15 protein-coding genes are annotated in these 16,773 nt (G+C 67.9%); 6 read left to right on the top strand and 9 right to left on the bottom strand.

The window, feature by feature from the left end:
• Nucleotides 1–74: 74 nt before the first annotated feature.
• Complete coding sequence (gene dnaG / locus DRW48_RS10815) at nt 75–1,982, bottom strand: DNA primase (RefSeq protein WP_114076441.1); 1,908 nt, start codon at nt 1,980–1,982, stop codon at nt 75–77.
• Nucleotides 1,979–2,575 (bottom strand): TetR/AcrR family transcriptional regulator, encoded by a 597-nt coding sequence (locus tag DRW48_RS10810; RefSeq protein ID WP_114076440.1) that lies wholly within the window; start codon nt 2,573–2,575, stop codon nt 1,979–1,981. Before DRW48_RS10810 ends, dnaG begins: the two co-directional genes overlap by 4 nt.
• A 186-nt stretch (nt 2,576–2,761) precedes the next feature.
• Here DRW48_RS10810 and DRW48_RS10805 point away from each other — a divergent pair, with 186 nt between their 5' ends.
• Complete coding sequence (locus DRW48_RS10805; protein WP_114076439.1) at nt 2,762–3,010, top strand: hypothetical protein; 249 nt, start codon at nt 2,762–2,764, stop codon at nt 3,008–3,010.
• A 74-nt stretch (nt 3,011–3,084) separates the two neighbouring features.
• The gene (locus DRW48_RS10800; protein WP_114076438.1) at nt 3,085–4,248 is read left to right on the top strand and encodes an alpha-hydroxy acid oxidase; all 1,164 of its coding nucleotides are present in this window, start codon (nt 3,085–3,087) and stop codon (nt 4,246–4,248) included.
• 9 nt (nt 4,249–4,257) lie between these two features.
• Here DRW48_RS10800 and DRW48_RS10795 read toward each other — a convergent pair whose 3' ends face one another.
• Complete coding sequence (locus DRW48_RS10795; protein ID WP_114076437.1) at nt 4,258–5,814, bottom strand: calcium-binding protein; 1,557 nt, start codon at nt 5,812–5,814, stop codon at nt 4,258–4,260.
• Between the two features lie 94 nt (nt 5,815–5,908).
• The gene (locus DRW48_RS10790) at nt 5,909–7,063 is read right to left on the bottom strand and encodes an MFS transporter (protein WP_114076436.1); all 1,155 of its coding nucleotides are present in this window, start codon (nt 7,061–7,063) and stop codon (nt 5,909–5,911) included.
• A gap of 172 nt (nt 7,064–7,235) precedes the next feature.
• Between DRW48_RS10790 and DRW48_RS10785 the strand changes: the two genes are divergently transcribed.
• The 3 genes from DRW48_RS10785 to gluQRS all read left to right on the top strand — a co-directional run bounded on the left by DRW48_RS10785 (nt 7,236) and on the right by gluQRS (nt 10,173).
• A complete protein-coding gene (locus DRW48_RS10785; RefSeq protein ID WP_114076435.1) occupies nt 7,236–7,877 on the top strand; it encodes a 50S ribosomal protein L25/general stress protein Ctc in 642 nt (213 codons plus the stop codon).
• Between the two features lie 80 nt (nt 7,878–7,957).
• Nucleotides 7,958–9,292 (top strand): methylenetetrahydrofolate--tRNA-(uracil(54)-C(5))-methyltransferase (FADH(2)-oxidizing) TrmFO, encoded by a 1,335-nt coding sequence (gene trmFO / locus DRW48_RS10780; RefSeq protein ID WP_114076434.1) that lies wholly within the window; start codon nt 7,958–7,960, stop codon nt 9,290–9,292.
• Nucleotides 9,289–10,173 (top strand): tRNA glutamyl-Q(34) synthetase GluQRS, encoded by an 885-nt coding sequence (gluQRS, locus tag DRW48_RS10775; protein ID WP_114077506.1) that lies wholly within the window; start codon nt 9,289–9,291, stop codon nt 10,171–10,173. Before trmFO ends, gluQRS begins: the two co-directional genes overlap by 4 nt.
• On the opposite strand, the gene hisI is transcribed toward gluQRS, so the two are convergent.
• Entirely contained in the window at nt 10,110–10,475 is a 366-nt protein-coding gene (hisI, locus tag DRW48_RS10770) for a phosphoribosyl-AMP cyclohydrolase (protein ID WP_114076433.1), read from the bottom strand. The genes gluQRS and hisI overlap by 64 nt on opposite strands.
• Nucleotides 10,476–10,527: 52 nt before the next feature.
• Between hisI and DRW48_RS10765 the strand changes: the two genes are divergently transcribed.
• A complete protein-coding gene (locus DRW48_RS10765; RefSeq protein WP_114076432.1) occupies nt 10,528–10,968 on the top strand; it encodes an iron-sulfur cluster assembly scaffold protein in 441 nt (146 codons plus the stop codon).
• A 295-nt stretch (nt 10,969–11,263) separates the two neighbouring features.
• On the opposite strand, the gene recG is transcribed toward DRW48_RS10765, so the two are convergent.
• The 4 genes from recG to sciP form a co-directional block, all read right to left on the bottom strand.
• Nucleotides 11,264–13,381 (bottom strand): ATP-dependent DNA helicase RecG, encoded by a 2,118-nt coding sequence (gene recG / locus DRW48_RS10760; protein ID WP_114076431.1) that lies wholly within the window; start codon nt 13,379–13,381, stop codon nt 11,264–11,266.
• Entirely contained in the window at nt 13,357–15,522 is a 2,166-nt protein-coding gene (gene ligA, locus DRW48_RS10755; protein WP_114076430.1) for an NAD-dependent DNA ligase LigA, read from the bottom strand. Before ligA ends, recG begins: the two co-directional genes overlap by 25 nt.
• Nucleotides 15,523–15,655: 133 nt before the next feature.
• Nucleotides 15,656–16,366 carry a response regulator transcription factor CtrA gene (gene ctrA, locus DRW48_RS10750; protein ID WP_114076429.1) on the bottom strand — a complete coding sequence of 237 codons (711 nt, stop codon included), beginning with the start codon at nt 16,364–16,366 and terminating at the stop codon, nt 15,656–15,658.
• Nucleotides 16,367–16,451: 85 nt separating this feature from the next.
• Complete coding sequence (sciP, locus tag DRW48_RS10745) at nt 16,452–16,739, bottom strand: CtrA inhibitor SciP (protein WP_114076428.1); 288 nt, start codon at nt 16,737–16,739, stop codon at nt 16,452–16,454.
• Nucleotides 16,740–16,773 lie beyond the last annotated feature (34 nt).

Raw genomic sequence — 16,773 nt, 5'->3', positions numbered from 1 at the left:
GGTGATTCGCAAAGGCGCCCTCGTCAGGCAGATGCTCATGCATCAGCGGCAGGTAAAACGCCGTCGCGCCAGCTTCAGGTCCGTTTCTTGCGCCACACTTCGTCCTCCAGCAGCGACGAAAGATGTGCGCTCAGGGCCTCGCTGTCCTCGCCGAGATCGGCGGTATCGTTCCACTGCGGACGGTCGGCCGCTTCGCGCGCCTGGGCCAACTGCGCAACGCGCCAGGTCAGCCCCTCGTCCACCAACCCGGACATTTCCGCCTCGGCCCGCACCAGTTCGGCCCGCGCCGCCCGCCGCGCCTCGAGTTTGTCGAGGGCATTTTGAAGGACCGGGCCGGCGAGATCGGGACCTGCGCCGCCTTGCAGGGGCGGTGCGGTGCGCAGATGGGGATCGTCCAGCAGTGCGTCAAGGGCGGCACGCCCGGCCGGGCTTTCGCGGCCCGACAGCAGATCATGCAGCAGCGCAGCCCGCGGCGGATCGGACGGATCGAGGCGTTCGAGCCGCCCCTCCAGCCCATGGACCAGATCCGGATGGCGCGCACAAATCGCGAGGATCAGCCCCTCCAGCAGCCGCTCACCCTCGTCCGAGGCGACCAGAACCGAGGCGCGCGTCTCCGCCCGTGCCGGCGCAGGGGCCGCAGGTGCGCCGCGTCGGCGCGTCCCGGAGTTTCGGGGGGCGCCCGCCGCCTCGCGCGGCAAGGGGGCGAACAGCGCGCGCTTGCGTGCGTTCAACTCGGCCTCGGTGTGGCTGCGGGTCGCGGGGTCGGGAATCTGCTGGACCGCTGCGCGCAGCGCGTGATCCAGCGCGGCCCGCCGCTCGGGGCTGTCGAGGACGCGCCCCTCGGTCTCGCGCTGCCACAACAGGTCGACCAAGGGCCGCGCGCTCTCGATCACCTGGCGCATCGCCCCGGCGCCCTCGCGGCGGATCAGATCGTCCGGATCGAGGCCGGGCGGCAGCATGGCAAAGCGCAGCGCCTGCCCCGGGCCGGTCAGCGGCAGGGCGAGATCGACCAGCCGCAGCGCGGCCCGCAGGCCGGCGGCGTCGCCATCCAGCGCGATCACCGGCTCGGGCGAGACGCGCCACATCAGGCGCAACTGATCGCCGGTGATGGCGGTCCCCAGCGGTGCGACTGCCCCCTCGAAGCCGGCGCGCACCAGCGCGATCACGTCCATGTAGCCCTCGGCCACCAGCAGCGGCTGGCCCTTGCCAACAGCCGCCCGCGCCGGCCCGAGATTGTAGAGGTTGCGACCCTTGTCGAAGAGCGGTGTTTCCGGCGAATTCAGGTATTTGGCACGGGCATTGGGGTCCATTGCCCGCCCGCCCAGCGCGATCGCCCGGCCTTGCGCGTCGCGGATCGGAAAGATGATCCGGTCACGAAAGCGGTCATAGGGCGCGCCGCCGTCGTCGGGCTGGATCGTCAGCCCGGCCTCTGCCAGCAGTTCGGCCTTGATGCCCTTGGCCAGCATGGCCTCGGTCAGCGCCCGCCTTGCGCCGGGGGCAAAGCCGAGGCCAAAGCATTCCGACGCCTCGCCATCGAGCCCGCGCGCGGTCAGGTAATCGCGGGCCGGCCCCGCCGGCCCGGTCTGCAACTGCAGCCGGAACCAACGCACCGCTGCCTCCATCACCTCGTAAAGCTGGCCGCGCCGGTCGGCCTGCTGGCGCGCCTCGGGCGTGCGCTCGGGCATCGCCATGCCGGCCTCGGACGCCATGGCGGCCACAGCCTCCATGAAGCCGAGACCCTCGGCCTCGCGTAGGAAGGTCAGGGCATCGCCCTTCACGTGGCAGCCAAAGCAGTAATAAAACCCCTTCTGGTCATCGACGTGAAAGCTGGCAGTCTTTTCGTGGTGAAAGGGACAGGGTGCCCACCAGTCGCCCTTCGCCTGGTTGCTACGACGCAGGTCCCAGGTCACGCGCCGGCCGATCACCCGGCTCAACGGCACGCGCGCCCGCAGCTCGTCCAGAAATCCGGGTGGAAGGCTCATGCTCGGTCCCCGCCGGTGACGGCGCCGCGCACCAGGCCCCAGTAGAGGGCCTCGATCCGCTCGCGGTCGAGGCGGCCGCCCGCGCGATACCAGCTGGTGACCCCGGTCAGCATGGCGATCAGCGCCATCGCCGTCAGCCGCGGTTCGGTCACATGCATGGTGCCATCGGCCCGACCCGCATCGAGGATGACCTGCAAGGCATCCTCATAGCTGCGGCGCTGGGCGGTGATCCGCGCCAGGTTTTCCGGCGTCAGCGAACGCAACTCTATCATGCTGAGAAAGACCCCGTCGGCATGCTCCAGGCTCAGCCGGACATGAAAGCGCACGAAGGCCTCCAGCCGCGTCAGTGGCGCGGCGGCCGGGTCGTCCTGCCATGCGGCCAGCAGCGCGGTCATGTGATCCGACAGCAGCCCGAACAGCAGCGCCTGCTTGTCCGGCACATGACCGTAGAGCGCGCCAGCCTGCAGCCCGACCTCGGCCGCGATCTGGCGCATGCTCACGCCGTCATAGCCGTGCCGCGCGAACAGCCGCAATGCGGCGGCGCGGATCAGCGGGCCGGTGGTCCCGGCGCGGGAGCCGTGTGTGCGTGCCATCCTTTCCCTTTAGTCCGCGATGCCGTCCCGGGAAAGGCCCGACCCCTTCATCGCCCTGCGTTCCGATCTTGCCCGGCCGGTGCCGCGCGCCCTAGTCTGCGCCCCATGAACGCCGCTCGCCCAACCCTTCGCCCCGCCGCATGGCTTGCAGCATGCCTCGCGCTCGCCGCCTGCGGGGACCGAGCGATGGATGACTATCCCAGCCTCGTCCCCGCCGAGGAAGTTCTGGCCGAGCCTGCCCTGCCCCCGCATGCCGCGGCCGACCCCGACGCCGTCGCCGCTGACCTGCATGCGGCAAACCGCGAGTTGCGGGCCGAGGCCACGGCGCCCATCGCCCCGGTCATGACCCCCGACCTCGCGGCGCGGACCCGCGCGCTGCGCGCCCGCGCCGCCGAGATGCGCTGTGAGGGGGAGACGCCCGGACCCAACTGCTGAGACCGCCGTCAGGCTTGCGAGCGTCCGCCGTGCAGGCCACAAAGCCCCGAACCGCTCACCTCGGGAAAGGCGCCATGCCCGTCATAACCTGCATCGACGATCTCAAGCGCGTCTACCGCCGCCGCGCCCCGCGCATGTTCTATGACTATGCCGAGAGCGGCAGCTACAGCGAGCAGACCTTCCGAGACAACAGCAATGATTTTGCCGACATCCGCCTGCGCCAGCGGGTCGCCGTCGACATGGCTGACCGCAACCTGCGGACCGAGATGATCGGCGAGACCGTTGCGATGCCGGTTGCACTGGCGCCGGTCGGCTCGACCGGGATGCAGGCGGCGGATGGCGAGATCAAGGCCTGCCGGGCGGCGCAAAAGGCCGGGGTGCCGTTCACTCTGTCCACCATGTCGGTCTGCTCGATCGAGGATGTGGCGGCGCATGTCGAAAAGCCGTTCTGGTTCCAGCTTTACGTCATGCGCGACCAGGGCTTCCTGGAGCGCATCATCCAACGCGCCAAGGACGCCAAGTGCAGCGCACTGGTCCTGACACTGGATCTGCAGATCCTCGGCCAGCGCCACAAGGATGTGAAGAACGGCCTGTCCACCCCACCCAAGCTGACGCTGCCGGTGCTGGCCAACATGGCGACCAAGGCGCGCTGGGGCCTGGGCATGCTGCGCACCCCGCGCCGGCAGTTCGGCAATATCGTCGGTCATGTCGAGAATGTCGCCAATGTCAGTGATCTGGCTGCCTGGAACCACGATAACTTCGACCTGCAACTCGACTGGGAAAAGATCGCCAGGATCCGCGAGATGTGGGGCGGCAAGCTGATCCTCAAGGGCATCCTCGATGAGGAGGACGCCCGCATTGCTGCCGACTTCGGGGCCGATGCGATCATCGTCAGCAACCACGGCGGACGCCAGCTGGACGGCGCGCTGAGCAGCATCCGCATGCTGCCACGGATTGTCGCGGCGGTCGGCGACCGGGTCGAGGTCCACATGGACAGCGGAATCCGCAGCGGTCAGGACGTCCTGAAGGCAATCGCGCTCGGCGCCAAGGGCACCTATATCGGCCGCGCCTTCGTCTACGGCCTTGGGGCCTATGGTGAGGCGGGCGTGACCACCGCGCTGGACGTGATCCGCAAGGAACTGGACGTGTCCATGGCGCTGTGCGGCGAGCGCGACATCCGCAAGGTCGGCCGGCACAACGTCCTGCTCAAGCGCGGCTGGGTCGAGGAATATGTCTGAGGGCGGACCTCAGACAGCCAGACCAGCGGCATAATCCTCCAGCGCGAGCGCCGGCAGGCCGCCGGCGCCGTCCGGGTCGATGAGTTCGATTCCGCGCAAGGTGATGCGGTGGTCGGTGGCGCGGTCGACCAACTGCCAGTCGCCGCCCGGCGCGCCGATGTCCATCAGAACGAAATCGTCGGCAAAGCCGGGATAACCGAGGATCAGGTCACTGCCGGCGCCGCCGTCAATCGTCTCGGCCGGCATCACGTCCTTCTGCCAGCCGTCAAGGACGATGGTATCGTCCCCGGTGCCGCCCCAGACCTTGTCCCAGCCGCCGCCGACCAGATTGCTGGGCCGGGCGACGTCGATCAGGTCATTGCCGGGGCCGCCGTCCGCCTCGTCATTGTTGCCGGCCGACTGGATCACGTCATCGCCGCCCCAGCCGACCGTGCGCGTTGTCGGGGTGCGCACCCCCTCGCCCGTGGCCGGCCCAGCCAACGCGATCAGATCGTCATTATGGCTGCCGATCACCAGCAAATCGGTGGTGTTGTCCCATTGGACCTGAACCCCCGCGTTCTGGACCCCGACCAGATCGAGGACCCTGATCGGCCACCCGCCCTCGACCTGCGCACCGATCAAGTTCCCGTCGGCATCCCTTACGCTGAAATCCCCGCTGGCGTCGCTGACCTGCACCTGAAGGCTTGCATCGCCGCCGGGCGCGCGCGCTGCAATGCCGGTTGCCGTCAGCCGGCCGTCGCTATGGATCGCCACCAGAGGCGCAGTGAGATCGACAAAACCATCGGTGAAATAGGCCCGTTCGATCCCGGACAGGCGATCGGTGCTGCCATCGCGAAGGTCGGTGACGTGCCAGCCGTCCGCCTCCAGCGTCAGCTGGAAATCCTGCCGCCTCGCCGCGAGATCCACACCGTCGAAGCCTTCGCCTCCGTCAAGGCGGTCAGCACCCGCACCCCCCGACAGCATATCGTCGCCGGGACCGCCGAACAGGGTGTCGTTGCCGCGCTCGCCGAACAGGTTGTCGTTGCCGCGCCCGCCGCTCAGCATGTCGCGGCCGCCGTCGGCGGGGCTGGGGACGCTGAAATCGCCCCACAGCCAGTCATCGCCGTCAAAGCCGAAGAGGCTGTCGCGGCCATAGCCGCCGATCAGCGAATCGCCCCCGACCCCGCCCTCGATCCGGTCGTCACCGCCGCGGCCGTCCAGCTCGTCGTTGCCATTCTGACCGCGGATGATGTCATTGCCCGCACCCCCGCGCACGATGTCGGGGCCGAACCCCGATTCGATCAGCGCGCCGCTGGTGTCCGTCCCCTCGATCGAGATCACGTCACCGCGCCCACCACCGATCAGGGTTACGGCCCCCGGTCCGTCCCAGTAAATCCGCATTGCGGTCTGGAAAAGCCCACTGCCGTCAACCATCCGGACCCCGGCCAGCTCCTCGGCGCCGAGGCCAAAGACTGGAGCGATCACCCCGGACGGCGAGCGCGAGATGACCAGCGGATGAATCTCGGCATGGCCGGCAAGGCGCAGCACGCCCGCATCGACACTGGCCGAGAAGATGGGGACGGACATGACGGACCTCTCGCGACGGAGTGGAAGGACGGCGCGCAGATCCTGCACCGGAGTGGTGCAATGCCAAAGGCTTATTCGCGGAACATGCTGGTTTTTAAGCCAGAACGGGACGACGCAGCAGCGCCCACAACCCCAGCAAGATCAGCGCCATCACCCCGGTCACGGCGGCAAACCCGAGACGCAGGCCGCCGCCCTGCGACACCCAGCCCATCGCCACCGGGCCGATGAAGAAACCCGTAAAGCCCAGCATGAAGGCGCGGCTGATGGCGCGCGGGCGATCCTGCGGCGCGACCCGCCGGCCGAGGAGGGAATTGGCCGAAGGCACGACCACCGCGACGCCGATACCGATCAGCGCGACCCCGGCGACTGCGATCTCGCGACTGGGGGCGGCCGCCAGCATCATGGCGCCGGCCATGGCGATCACGGTCGAGATCGCGACCAGCCGCGCCTCGCCCAGACGCGCCGCCACCGCCTGACCCGACAGTCGACCAATGGCCATCATCAGTCCCATCATCGCCGGCCCGAACGCCCCCTCGCCGGGCTGACCGCCCAACGTGCGCTCGATATGTAGGGCCGACCAGGTCTCGGTCGCGTTCTCGGACATGAAGGCGGCCATCAGGATCAGGGCGGCCGGCAGCACTGCGGCCCAGGGCATCGGCGTGGGGGCAAGCGCCGCCGATTCCCTGGGTCCGGCAACGCCGTCACCGCGCATATGCGCGGCCACCCCCAGGAGCAGCAGCATGATGACGCCAACCACCACCGCCTGCGGCGCGCCCGCCGCGCGCGCCACCCCGGCAAGCGCCGCCGAGACGGCAAAGGCGAGCGAGTAAAGTCCGTGGCCAAGGTTCATCAGCGGGACGCCATACTGCGCCTCAAGGACCGAGATCCGCACGTTGCAGGCGACATCGATGCTGGCCATGGCAACGCCCATGACGGCAAATGCCGCAAACAGCGCCACCGGCCCGCCCGCGCCCGCCAGTTGCGCCAGGGCGGCCAGCGAAAGCGCGAGCGCCGTCAGCGGCAACATGCGCGGACCCAGCCGCCGCGCCAGGGCGGGATAGACCGCCATCGCGGCGATATTGCCGACCGCCGCGCCCAGCATCACCATGCCCATGGTCGCGTCCTCGAATCCGGCCCGCGCCTTCACCGCGGGCAGCCAGGCGGCATAGGCCCCCCAGAACGCCCCCAACGCGGCGAGGCCCGCGGCCGGCCGGTGACTGATCTGCAGCGCTCGGCGCAGCCCTGACATGACATCTTCCCGCAACGTGATCGCCGCGCCTGACTATCTCAGCCGAGGCAGGGCGGCGAGGGGCGGAATTCCGTTTGCCGTCCGCGGTGCGGCCTGCTAAACGCCCAGCTTCGTCGCCGCCTGCACCCTTGGAGGAGGGGCGATGTCTATCATCCAAACGAAGGAACGTATCATGGCCAAAGAGATCCCGGATCTGGTGGCCGAGGCACGGACGGGGACAGGCAAGGGGGCCGCCCGTCAAGCTCGCCGCAACGGCAAGGTGCCCGGCATTGTCTACGGTGACGGCAAGGACCCCTCGCCGATCAGCCTCGAATTCAACCCGCTGCTGACCAAACTGCGCGCCGGCCGCTTCATGTCCACGCTGTGGAACCTGAAGGTCGAGGGCCAGGACGACGTGCGCGTCGTCTGCCGCGGCGTCCAGCGCGACGTGGTCAAGGACCTGCCGACGCATATCGATTTCATGCGCGTGCATCGCAACACGCGGGTGAACCTGTTCATCCACGTGAACTTCGAGAACGAGGAGGCCGCGCCCGGCCTCAAGCGCGGCGGCACGCTGGTCGTTGTCCGCCCCGAGGTCGAGCTGATGGTGACCGCGGCCGATATCCCCGATCACATCACCGTCGATCTGACCGGCCGCGAGATCGGCGATTCGATCCACATCTCGGACGTGACGCTGCCCGCCGGCGCGCGCCCGACCATCGAGCGCAACTTCGTCATTGCCAACATCGCGGCGCCCTCGGGCCTGCGCGCGTCGGACAATGCCGATGACGCCGCTGCCGCCGAAGAAGGCGAAGCGGAGGCGGCCGAGGCCTGAGCCTCGCCCCTGCTGACACGAGGGGGCGGGGCTTATGGCCGCGCCCCCTTTTTCATGCCAGAATGTGATCCGGACCCGCCATGACCGAACCCGTCCATATCGTCGGCGCCGGCCTTGCCGGATCGGAGGCCGCCTGGCAGATCGCCCGCGCGGGCGTGCCGGTCGTGATCCATGAGATGCGCCCGGCTGTCGCGACCTTTGCCCACCGTACCAGCGATTGCGCCGAGATGGTCTGCTCGAACAGCTTTCGCAGCGATGATGACGTCATGAATGCCGTCGGCCAGCTACACTGGGAAATGCGCGCCGCGGACGGTCTGATCATGGCGATGGCGGAACGCCACCGCCTGCCCGCCGGTGGCGCACTCGCGGTGGACCGGGACGCGTTTTCGGCCTCGGTCACCGCGGCTCTGCGCGCCGAGCCGCTGGTCAGCTTTGCCCCGGGCGAAATCACTGGACTGCCTGCGGACGGCCACTGGATCATCGCCACAGGTCCCCTGACTTCGGACGCCCTCGGCCGCGCCATCGCCGCCGAGACCGGCGCCGAGGCACTAGCCTTTTTCGACGCCATCGCCCCGATCGTGCATGCCGATACGATCGACATGGACATCGCCTGGCGCCAGTCGCGCTATGACAAGGGAGAGACCGAAGAGGAACGAACTGCCTATATCAACTGCCCGATGGACCGCACCCAGTATGACGCCTTCATCGACGCTCTGCTGGCCGCCGAAAAGACCGAGTTCCATGAGGGCGAGACGGCTGGCTATTTCGATGGCTGCCTGCCGATCGAAGTGATGGCCGAGCGGGGGCGCGAGACGCTGCGCTTTGGCCCGATGAAACCGGTCGGGCTGACCAACGCGCATCGCCCGGAGGAAAAGCCCTATGCCGTGGTCCAGTTGCGCCGCGACAATGCGCTGGGTACGCTCTACAACATCGTCGGCTTTCAGACAAAAATGAAATACGGCGCGCAAACTGATGTTTTCAAAAGTATTCCCGGCCTGCAATCAGCCAGATTTGCGCGCCTCGGCGGAATCCACCGCAACACCTTCCTGAACAGCCCGACCCTGCTGGACGAACGGATGCGCCTGCGCTCGCGCCCGCATCTGCGGTTCGCCGGGCAGATCACCGGCGTCGAGGGCTATGTCGAGAGCGCCGCCATGGGCCTGCTTGCTGGGCGCATGGCCGCAGCCGAGGCGTTGGGGCGCGATCTTGGCCCGCCGCCGGGAACGACCTCGATGGGTGCGTTGGTGCATCACATCACCGGCGGCGCCGAGGCCAAGACCTTCCAGCCGATGAATGTGAACTTTGGCCTCTTTCCCCCGATCGAGGCGCGCGCGGGCCGGCGCGGCCGCAAGGACCGCTATCCGGCCTATACCGAACGTGCGAAAACGGATTTCAGCCAGTGGCTGGCGGGCTGAGCGGGCCGCGCACGAGGTTTGCCCCCTCGCCCAGCGGGCCGCTGCACCTGGGGCATGCGCTCGCCGCGCTGACCGCCGCCAGCCTCGCCCGGGACGGCAGTTTCCTGGTGCGGATCGAGGATCTCGACCGCAGCCGCTGCCGCCCGGAATATGAGGCGGCTATCTTTGCCGACCTGGCTTGGCTGGGCCTCGACTGGCCGCGGCCGGTCATGCGCCAGTCAGAACGCGGTGCGACCTATGCCGAGGCGCTGGACCGGCTGGCCCGCCGAGGGTTGATCTATCCCTGCCGCTGCAGCCGGGGCGATATCCGTGCTGCACTCTCCGCCCCGCAAGAGGGAAGTCCCCTGAGCGGGCCGGACGGGTTGATCTATCCGGGAACCTGCCGCGGGCGGCCGCTGTCCAAGGCGGGTTCCAACGATGCGCTGCGCCTCGACGCTGCACGGGCGCTCGCCCTGACAGGGCCGCTGAACTTCAACGAATGTTGCCATGAGCCCGGAATAAAGCACATGAATGAAGCGGATTTTCTTCGCTTTATCGGCGATCCTGTTCTGGCACGCCCAAGCCTCGGCGCGGCCTATCACCTCGCGGTCGTGGTGGACGACGCGGCGCAGGACATCACTATCGTCAGCCGGGGCAGCGATCTGTTCGATGCGACCTGGATCCATGTCCTGATCCAACGGCTGCTGGACCTGCCGACCCCGGCCTATTGGCATCATCCGCTGGTCCGCGATGCCGAGGGAAGGCGGCTCGCCAAGCGCGACGATGCGCGCAGCCTGGAGGAGTTGCGGCGTGCCGGCTGGACGCCGGCGCAGGTCGCTCAGGCTGCCGGTTTCTCGGGCGACATGATCTCGACCTCGGCCCCGTCGCGGACGGCGGTGTAAAAGCAGCTGCGGCGGTTGGTGTGGCAGGCCGGACCGGTCTGTTCGACCATCAGCAACAGGCAGTCCCGGTCGCAATCGACCCGCATCTCGACCAACCGCTGCCGATGGCCCGAGGTTTCGCCCTTGCGCCAGAAGGCCTGTCTTGAGCGTGACCAATAGGTTACCTGTCCTTCCTCAAGCGTTTTCTGCACTGCCTCGGCATTCATCCAGGCCATCATCAGCACCGCGCCGTCCCTAGCGTCCTGGGCGATGGCAGGGATCAAGCCTTGGGCATCAAAGCGCAGCGTGATGGGATCGAACATGGTTTTCCTTTCGCTCGCTCGCCCCTATCTACCGCCAAGGGAGGCTCGCGCAATGTCCGACACCGATCTGATGGCCCTCTATTCGCGGCAGTTGTTGGCGCTTGCGGCCGACATCGAGCATCTCGGTCGTCTCGACAACCCCGAGGGCGCGGCCGAGCGTCGCTCGCCGCAATGCGGCTCCACCGTACGGGTCGAGGTGGCGATGGAAGGCGGCAGGATCGCGCAATTTGCCCAGCAGGTTCGGGCCTGCGCGCTGGGGCAAGCCTCGGCGGGTCTGCTCGGCAAGCACATGCCGGGCCCGACTCTGGACGAGGTCCAAGCCGCACGCGCTGCACTGGCAGGGATGCTCGCCGGGGGGCCCGCACCGGAGGGCGCCTTTGCCGATCTTGCGGTGCTGGCAGCGGCGCGCGATTTCCCCAACCGGCACGCCTCGATCATGCTCGCCTGGGACGCGACGCTGGCGGCCATCGCGGATGCGGCGACGCGCGCATAAAAAAGCCGGCCGCAAGGCGGCCGGCCAGTTGCGCATTACCTACCGAGGGGACGGTCGACGGGTCCACAGGCGAGCGGACCATCCGGGCAACGCGGGGCAGTGAACAGTCAGGCCGGGACTAGCGCGGGCAGCCACAGCAGGGCAATCATGGCGCCGAAAAGCGCGGTTACGCTGACGAGGTCGGAGAGGGCTTGGCGGTCCATGGCGATTCCCTGTGGCGACAGTGTTGCCACTTTGTTCTCACGATCACAGCCGCGCGTAAAGAACTTTTTAAGAACATCGTGCCGGACACGGGCTATCCCGCAGCAATCAGACGGATCGCCTTGTCCTGCTCCATCAGCCAAAGCAGATGTCGCGCCGCCTGCCCCCGGGACGAGGCAAGCTGCGGATCCCCCTCCAGCAGCGCGCGCGCGTCGCTGCGCGCCAGTGCCATCAGATTCGACTGCCGTTCGAGATCGGCGATGCGGAACCGGGGCAGCCCGCTCTGCGCGGTGCCAATGGCGTCGCCCGCCCCGCGAATCGCCATGTCCTCCTCGGCGATCCGAAACCCGTCCTCGGTCTCGCGCAGGATGCCCAGCCGCCGGGTGGCAGTCTCGCCCAGTGGCGGCTGGTAGAGAAGGATGCAGAAGGACGCGCCAGTGCCGCGCCCGACCCGGCCCCGCAACTGGTGCAGTTGCGCGAGGCCAAAGCTTTCGGCCCGCTCAATCACCATGATGGTGGCGGCGGGTACATCCACCCCGACCTCGATCACCGTGGTGGCGACCAGCAGATTGGCTCGGCCCGAAGCGAAATCGGCCATCGCCGCGTCCCGCGCCTCGGCTGGCATTTGGCCATGGACGAGGCGGACGGAGTCGCCAAAGATGGCGCGCAGGTTGCGGAAACGCTCCTCGGCGGCGGTCAGGTCGCTGACCTCGCTTTCCTCAACCAGCGGGCAGACCCAGTAGGCGCGCGCACCTTCTGACAGCGCCTTGCCGAGGCGGGCGATGATATCCTCGCGGCGGCTGTCGGGCACGATGGTGGTGGTGATCGGCTGGCGGCCGGGCGGCTTTTCGTCCAGCACCGACAACTCCATATCGCCGAACTGGGTCAGGGCGAGGCTGCGCGGGATGGGGGTAGCCGTCATGACCAGCACATCTGGCGGTACGCCGCCCTTGGCCCCCAGAGCCATGCGCTGGGCGACACCGAAGCGGTGCTGCTCGTCGATCACGGCAAGGCGCAGGTCGGCGAACTGGACGGCCTCCTGGAACACCGCATGCGTGCCGACCAGAACGTCGATCAGCCCGGCCGCGAGGTCGGCGAGGATCTGCGCGCGTGCATCGGGACGGTCCCGGCCAGTCAAGGTCGCAACTCGCACCCCTGCGGCCTCGGCCCAGGGCGCAAGCCCCGCGGCGTGCTGCCGCGCGAGGATTTCCGTCGGGGCCATCAGCACACCCTGTCCGCCCGCCTCGACCGCGATTAGCAGCGCCAACCAGGCAACCAGGGTTTTCCCCGAGCCGACATCGCCCTGCAGCAGGCGGTTCATCCGCATCGGCGCCGCCATATCCCCGGCAATCTCCGCCACCGCACGCTCCTGCGCGGCTGTCAGGCCCCAGGGCAAAGCGGAAAGCGCCTTTGCCCGCAGTCGGCCATCGCCGGGGCTCGCCCGGCCGGGGGCGCGGCGCCGTTCCCGCCGCAGCAGGGCGAGCGTCAGTTGGTGGGCGAACAGTTCATCATAGGCGAGGCGCGCCCGCGCGGGATCGGTGGGCGCGAGCGCGGCGCGGCTGCCGGGCGCGTGCGCGGCAGCGAGCGCCGCGTCGAAGGCCGGCCAGCCCTCGCGCGCCAACAGGGCCGCGTCGATCCATTCGGCCAGCGGCGGCACGCGGCCCAGCGCGGCCTCTGCCGCATTGGCGACCACGCGCTGGGTCAGGGCGCCGGAGAGCGGATAGATCGGCTCGAACGCCGCCAAGGGCTGTGCGCCAACGGCCAGAATGTGGTCGGGATGGACCATCTGCGCGAGGCCATCGAATAGTTCGATCTTGCCCGAAACGATCCGTTGCCCCCCAACCGGCATTTGCGCGGTGACCCACGCTTCCTTCGCGTGAAAGAAAACCAGCGTCAGATCCTGCGTGCCGTCCGAGGTGACAACCCGCCATGGCCGGCCACGCCCCGACGGTGGCAGGTGCCGCGAGATGGTCAGCGTGATGCTGATCACCTCGGGTGGCCGGGCCTCGGACAGGCGGTCGATTGCCCTGCGGCTGATACCATTCTGGGGCAGCGTCAGAATCAAATCGCGCGGCCGCGTGACGCCAAGCCCTGCGAGCCCCTCGGCCGCGCGCGGCCCGATCCCGGGCAGAGTCTCGACGCCGGCAAACAGCGGAAACAGCACCGCGGGCCGACCGCGCGGCGGGGTCAACTGGCTGCTATCGTCAGCCATTCGTCCTCGTCGACGACCCTGATGCCCAGATCCGCCGCCTTCTTCGCCTTTGATCCCGCCCCGGGCCCGGCCACCACCAGATCGGTCCGCGTCGAAACCGTCCCGGCCACCTTGGCGCCCATGGCCTCGGCCCGCGCCTTCGCCTCGGCCCGCGTCATCCGCTCTAGCGTGCCGGTAAAGACGACCGTCAGGCCGGAAATCTCGGTCTGTGCGGTTGGCGCGGCGACCGGCTCGATCTCCGTCAGCTGATCGACCAGACGGTTGATGGCAGCGCGTTCGGTCGGTTGCGCAAAGGCGGCGGTCAGCGACCGGGCCAGGACTGTGCCGACACCGTCGATTGCGTTGAGCGCGGCCCAGGCCGGGGAAGCCTCGTCATGCGCCTCGTCCACCGCCGCGATAAAGCTGGGCCAGTCATGATAATGCCGGGCCAGCAGACGGGCGGCAGTCTCGCCGACGTGGCGGATGCCGAGTGCAAAGATCAGCCGGTCGAGCCCGATGTGGCGCCGTTGCTCTATCGCGCCGAGGAGGTTGCCCACCGATCGCTCGCCCCAGCCCGCCGTGGTCTTCAACGCGTCGCGGTGCCGTTCGCCAAGATGGAAGATATCCGCCGGCTCGCTGATCCAGCCGAGCGCATGGAAAGCCTCGACCTGCTTGGCGCCCAGCCCCTCGATGTCAAAGGCGCCACGCGAGACAAAGTGGCGCAGTTTTTCAATGGCCTGTGCGGGACAGGCCAGACCGCCCGTGCAGCGGCGCACAGCATCACCCGGCTCTCGCACCGCATCCGCTCCGCAGGCGGGGCAAAGATTGGGAAAGGCATAGGGCCGCGCCCCTGCGCCGCGTGCTGTCAGATCGACATCGGCAATCTTGGGGATCACGTCGCCGGCCCGGTAGACCATCACCCGGTCGCCCTCGCGAATGTCGCGGCCCTCACGGATCATCGCCCCGGTGGCATCACGGCCGGCGATGTAGTCTTCGTTGTGCAAGGTCGCGTTCTGGACCACCACGCCGCCGACCGTGACTGGAGCGAGACGCGCGACGGGGGACAGCGCGCCCGTCCGGCCGACCTGAATCTCGATCCGCTCGAGGGTGGTCCAGGCGGTTTCGGCCGGGAATTTGTGCGCGAGTGCCCAGCGCGGCGTGGTCGAGCGCATGCCAAGGCGCGCCTGTAGCGCGAGGTCATCGACCTTGTAGACGACGCCGTCGATGTCGTAGCCGAGGCTGGCGCGCTGCGCCTCGATCTTGCGATAGACGACCAGCAGGCACTGGGTCGTCTCGCAGCGTTGCATCAGGGGGTTGGTCTGAAATCCCATGGCGCCCAGCCGCGCGACCGCCCCGAATTGGGTGGCGGCAAGCGGCTCGGATGTCGCGCCCCACGCATAGGCGAAGAAGTGTAGCGGCCGCGCAGCGGTGATCGTCGCATCGAGTTGCCGCAGCGAGCCGGCGGCGGCGTTGCGCGGGTTCGAGAACGGCTTGCCGGAACCGCTTACCGCGCCGGAGGCGTTCAGCGCGGCAAAATCGGCATGGGTCATATAGACCTCGCCCCGCACCTCCAGCAATTTCGGCGCCTCGTGCAATTCCAGCGGCAGTCCGCTGATGTGGCGGGCGTTGGCGGTCACATCCTCGCCCGTGGCCCCGTCGCCCCGTGTCGCGGCACTGACCAGCCGGCCATCCTCGTAGCGCAGCGACAGTGACAAGCCGTCGATCTTGGGCTCGGCAGTGATCGCCAAAGGCGCGTCAGCGGCCAAGCGCAGGAACGACCTGACGCGCGCCGCAAACTCGTCGACCTCACTGTCCGCGAAGGCATTTTCCAGCGACAGCATTGGTCGGGCATGGGTCAGCTTGCGAAAACCAGGGGCAGGCGCGGCGCCGACCTTTTGCGTAGGGCTGGCTGCGCTGGAGAGCGCCGGAAAGGCAGCTTCAAGTTCCTGCAGACGGCGCTTGAGGGAGTCATAGGTCGCGTCGTCGATCTCGGGCGCGTCCGCCTGATGATAGGCGAGATTCGCCGCTTCGATCTGTGTGCTAAGTCGGACGATCTCCGCTGCCGCGTCTTCGGGCGGCAGGGCTTCGACATCGGGACTGCCGATAGCCGCCCTATCAGGCGCGCTCGCCCCGGACCCGGTGTTTTCGCTGCCGCGTGCCATCGTCAGCCTTGCCCTGTGCCATCATCCGACGCCGCACGGAGATGCCGGCAGCGACGAAGGTGATACCGGTGCCTGTGCCGGCATGTCCAGCCGTGCCAGCGCGGGCACCGCCATGCCGACCAAAGGGGGCGAGTCAGGCGCCGACGGCCAGGCGCTCGATCTGTTGCGGCGTTGGCTCGCGCAGCACATACCCGCGCCCCCAGACCGTCTCGATATGGTTGTCGCCGCCCAGCGCCTCGGCCAGCTTCTTGCGCAGCTTGCAGATGAAGACGTCGATGATCTTCAGCTCCGGCTCATCCATCCCGCCGTAGAGATGATTGAGGAACATCTCCTTGGTCAGCGTGGTGCCCTTGCGCAGGCTGAGCAGCTCGAGAATCTGGTATTCCTTGCCCGTCAGGTTCACCGGACGGCCGTCAACCTCGGCCGTGCGCGCGTCCAGGTTGACGATCATGCGGCCGGTGCGGATCACCGATTGGCTGTGGCCCTTGGAACGACGGATGATGGCCTGGATGCGGGCGACCAATTCCTCGCGGTGGAAGGGCTTGGTCATGTAATCATCGGCACCGAAGCCAAAGCCCTTGAGCTTGCTCTCGGTGTCGTCCGAGCCGGTCAGAATCAAGATCGGCGTGTCGACCCGGCTGAGGCGGATCTGCCTCAGCACCTCCATCCCGTGCATGTCTGGAAGGTCGAGATCGAGAAGGATCAGATCGTAATCATAGAGGCGTGCAAGATCGATGCCCTCCTCGCCCATATCGGTCCGGTATACGTTGTAACTGGCGTGGGTCAGCATCAATTCGATGCTGCGCGCCGTGCTGGGATCGTCTTCAACCAGAAGGATTCTCAACACGCCCTCCGTTCCAAAGCTCTTGTTGTGTGTAACACTCGTATCACCGAAAGGTTAACAGGACGTTACCGGAAGGCAAACATTTCTAATCTTCAATCCTGGGTTGCCGATACTTTTGTATTGCCGTGACCCTAAGGGCGCCCGTTCCAAAACGCGCCACGGCATCAATCCAGCTATCAAACTCCTCATCGGTCAATTGATAGCGTGACAGCGCGTCAATCCGCTCGATCAGGCCGCGGCTGACCGCGTGGACCACGATCGCCTTGCGGCTGGCGACCCAGCGAGTGTCGGGCGGCGGCAGGTCAGCAAGGCTGAGGATGCGGCCATCGGGCAAGGTCACCGCCCGCGGGCCACGGTTCTTTCGGACATACATGACAGCATCCCATTGTATTGCCATCCGTAAATAC

The sequence above is a fragment of the Paracoccus suum genome, assembly GCF_003324675.1.
GTDB lineage: Bacteria > Pseudomonadota > Alphaproteobacteria > Rhodobacterales > Rhodobacteraceae > Paracoccus > Paracoccus suum.
This window is presented reverse-complemented; position numbering and strand designations above follow the sequence as displayed.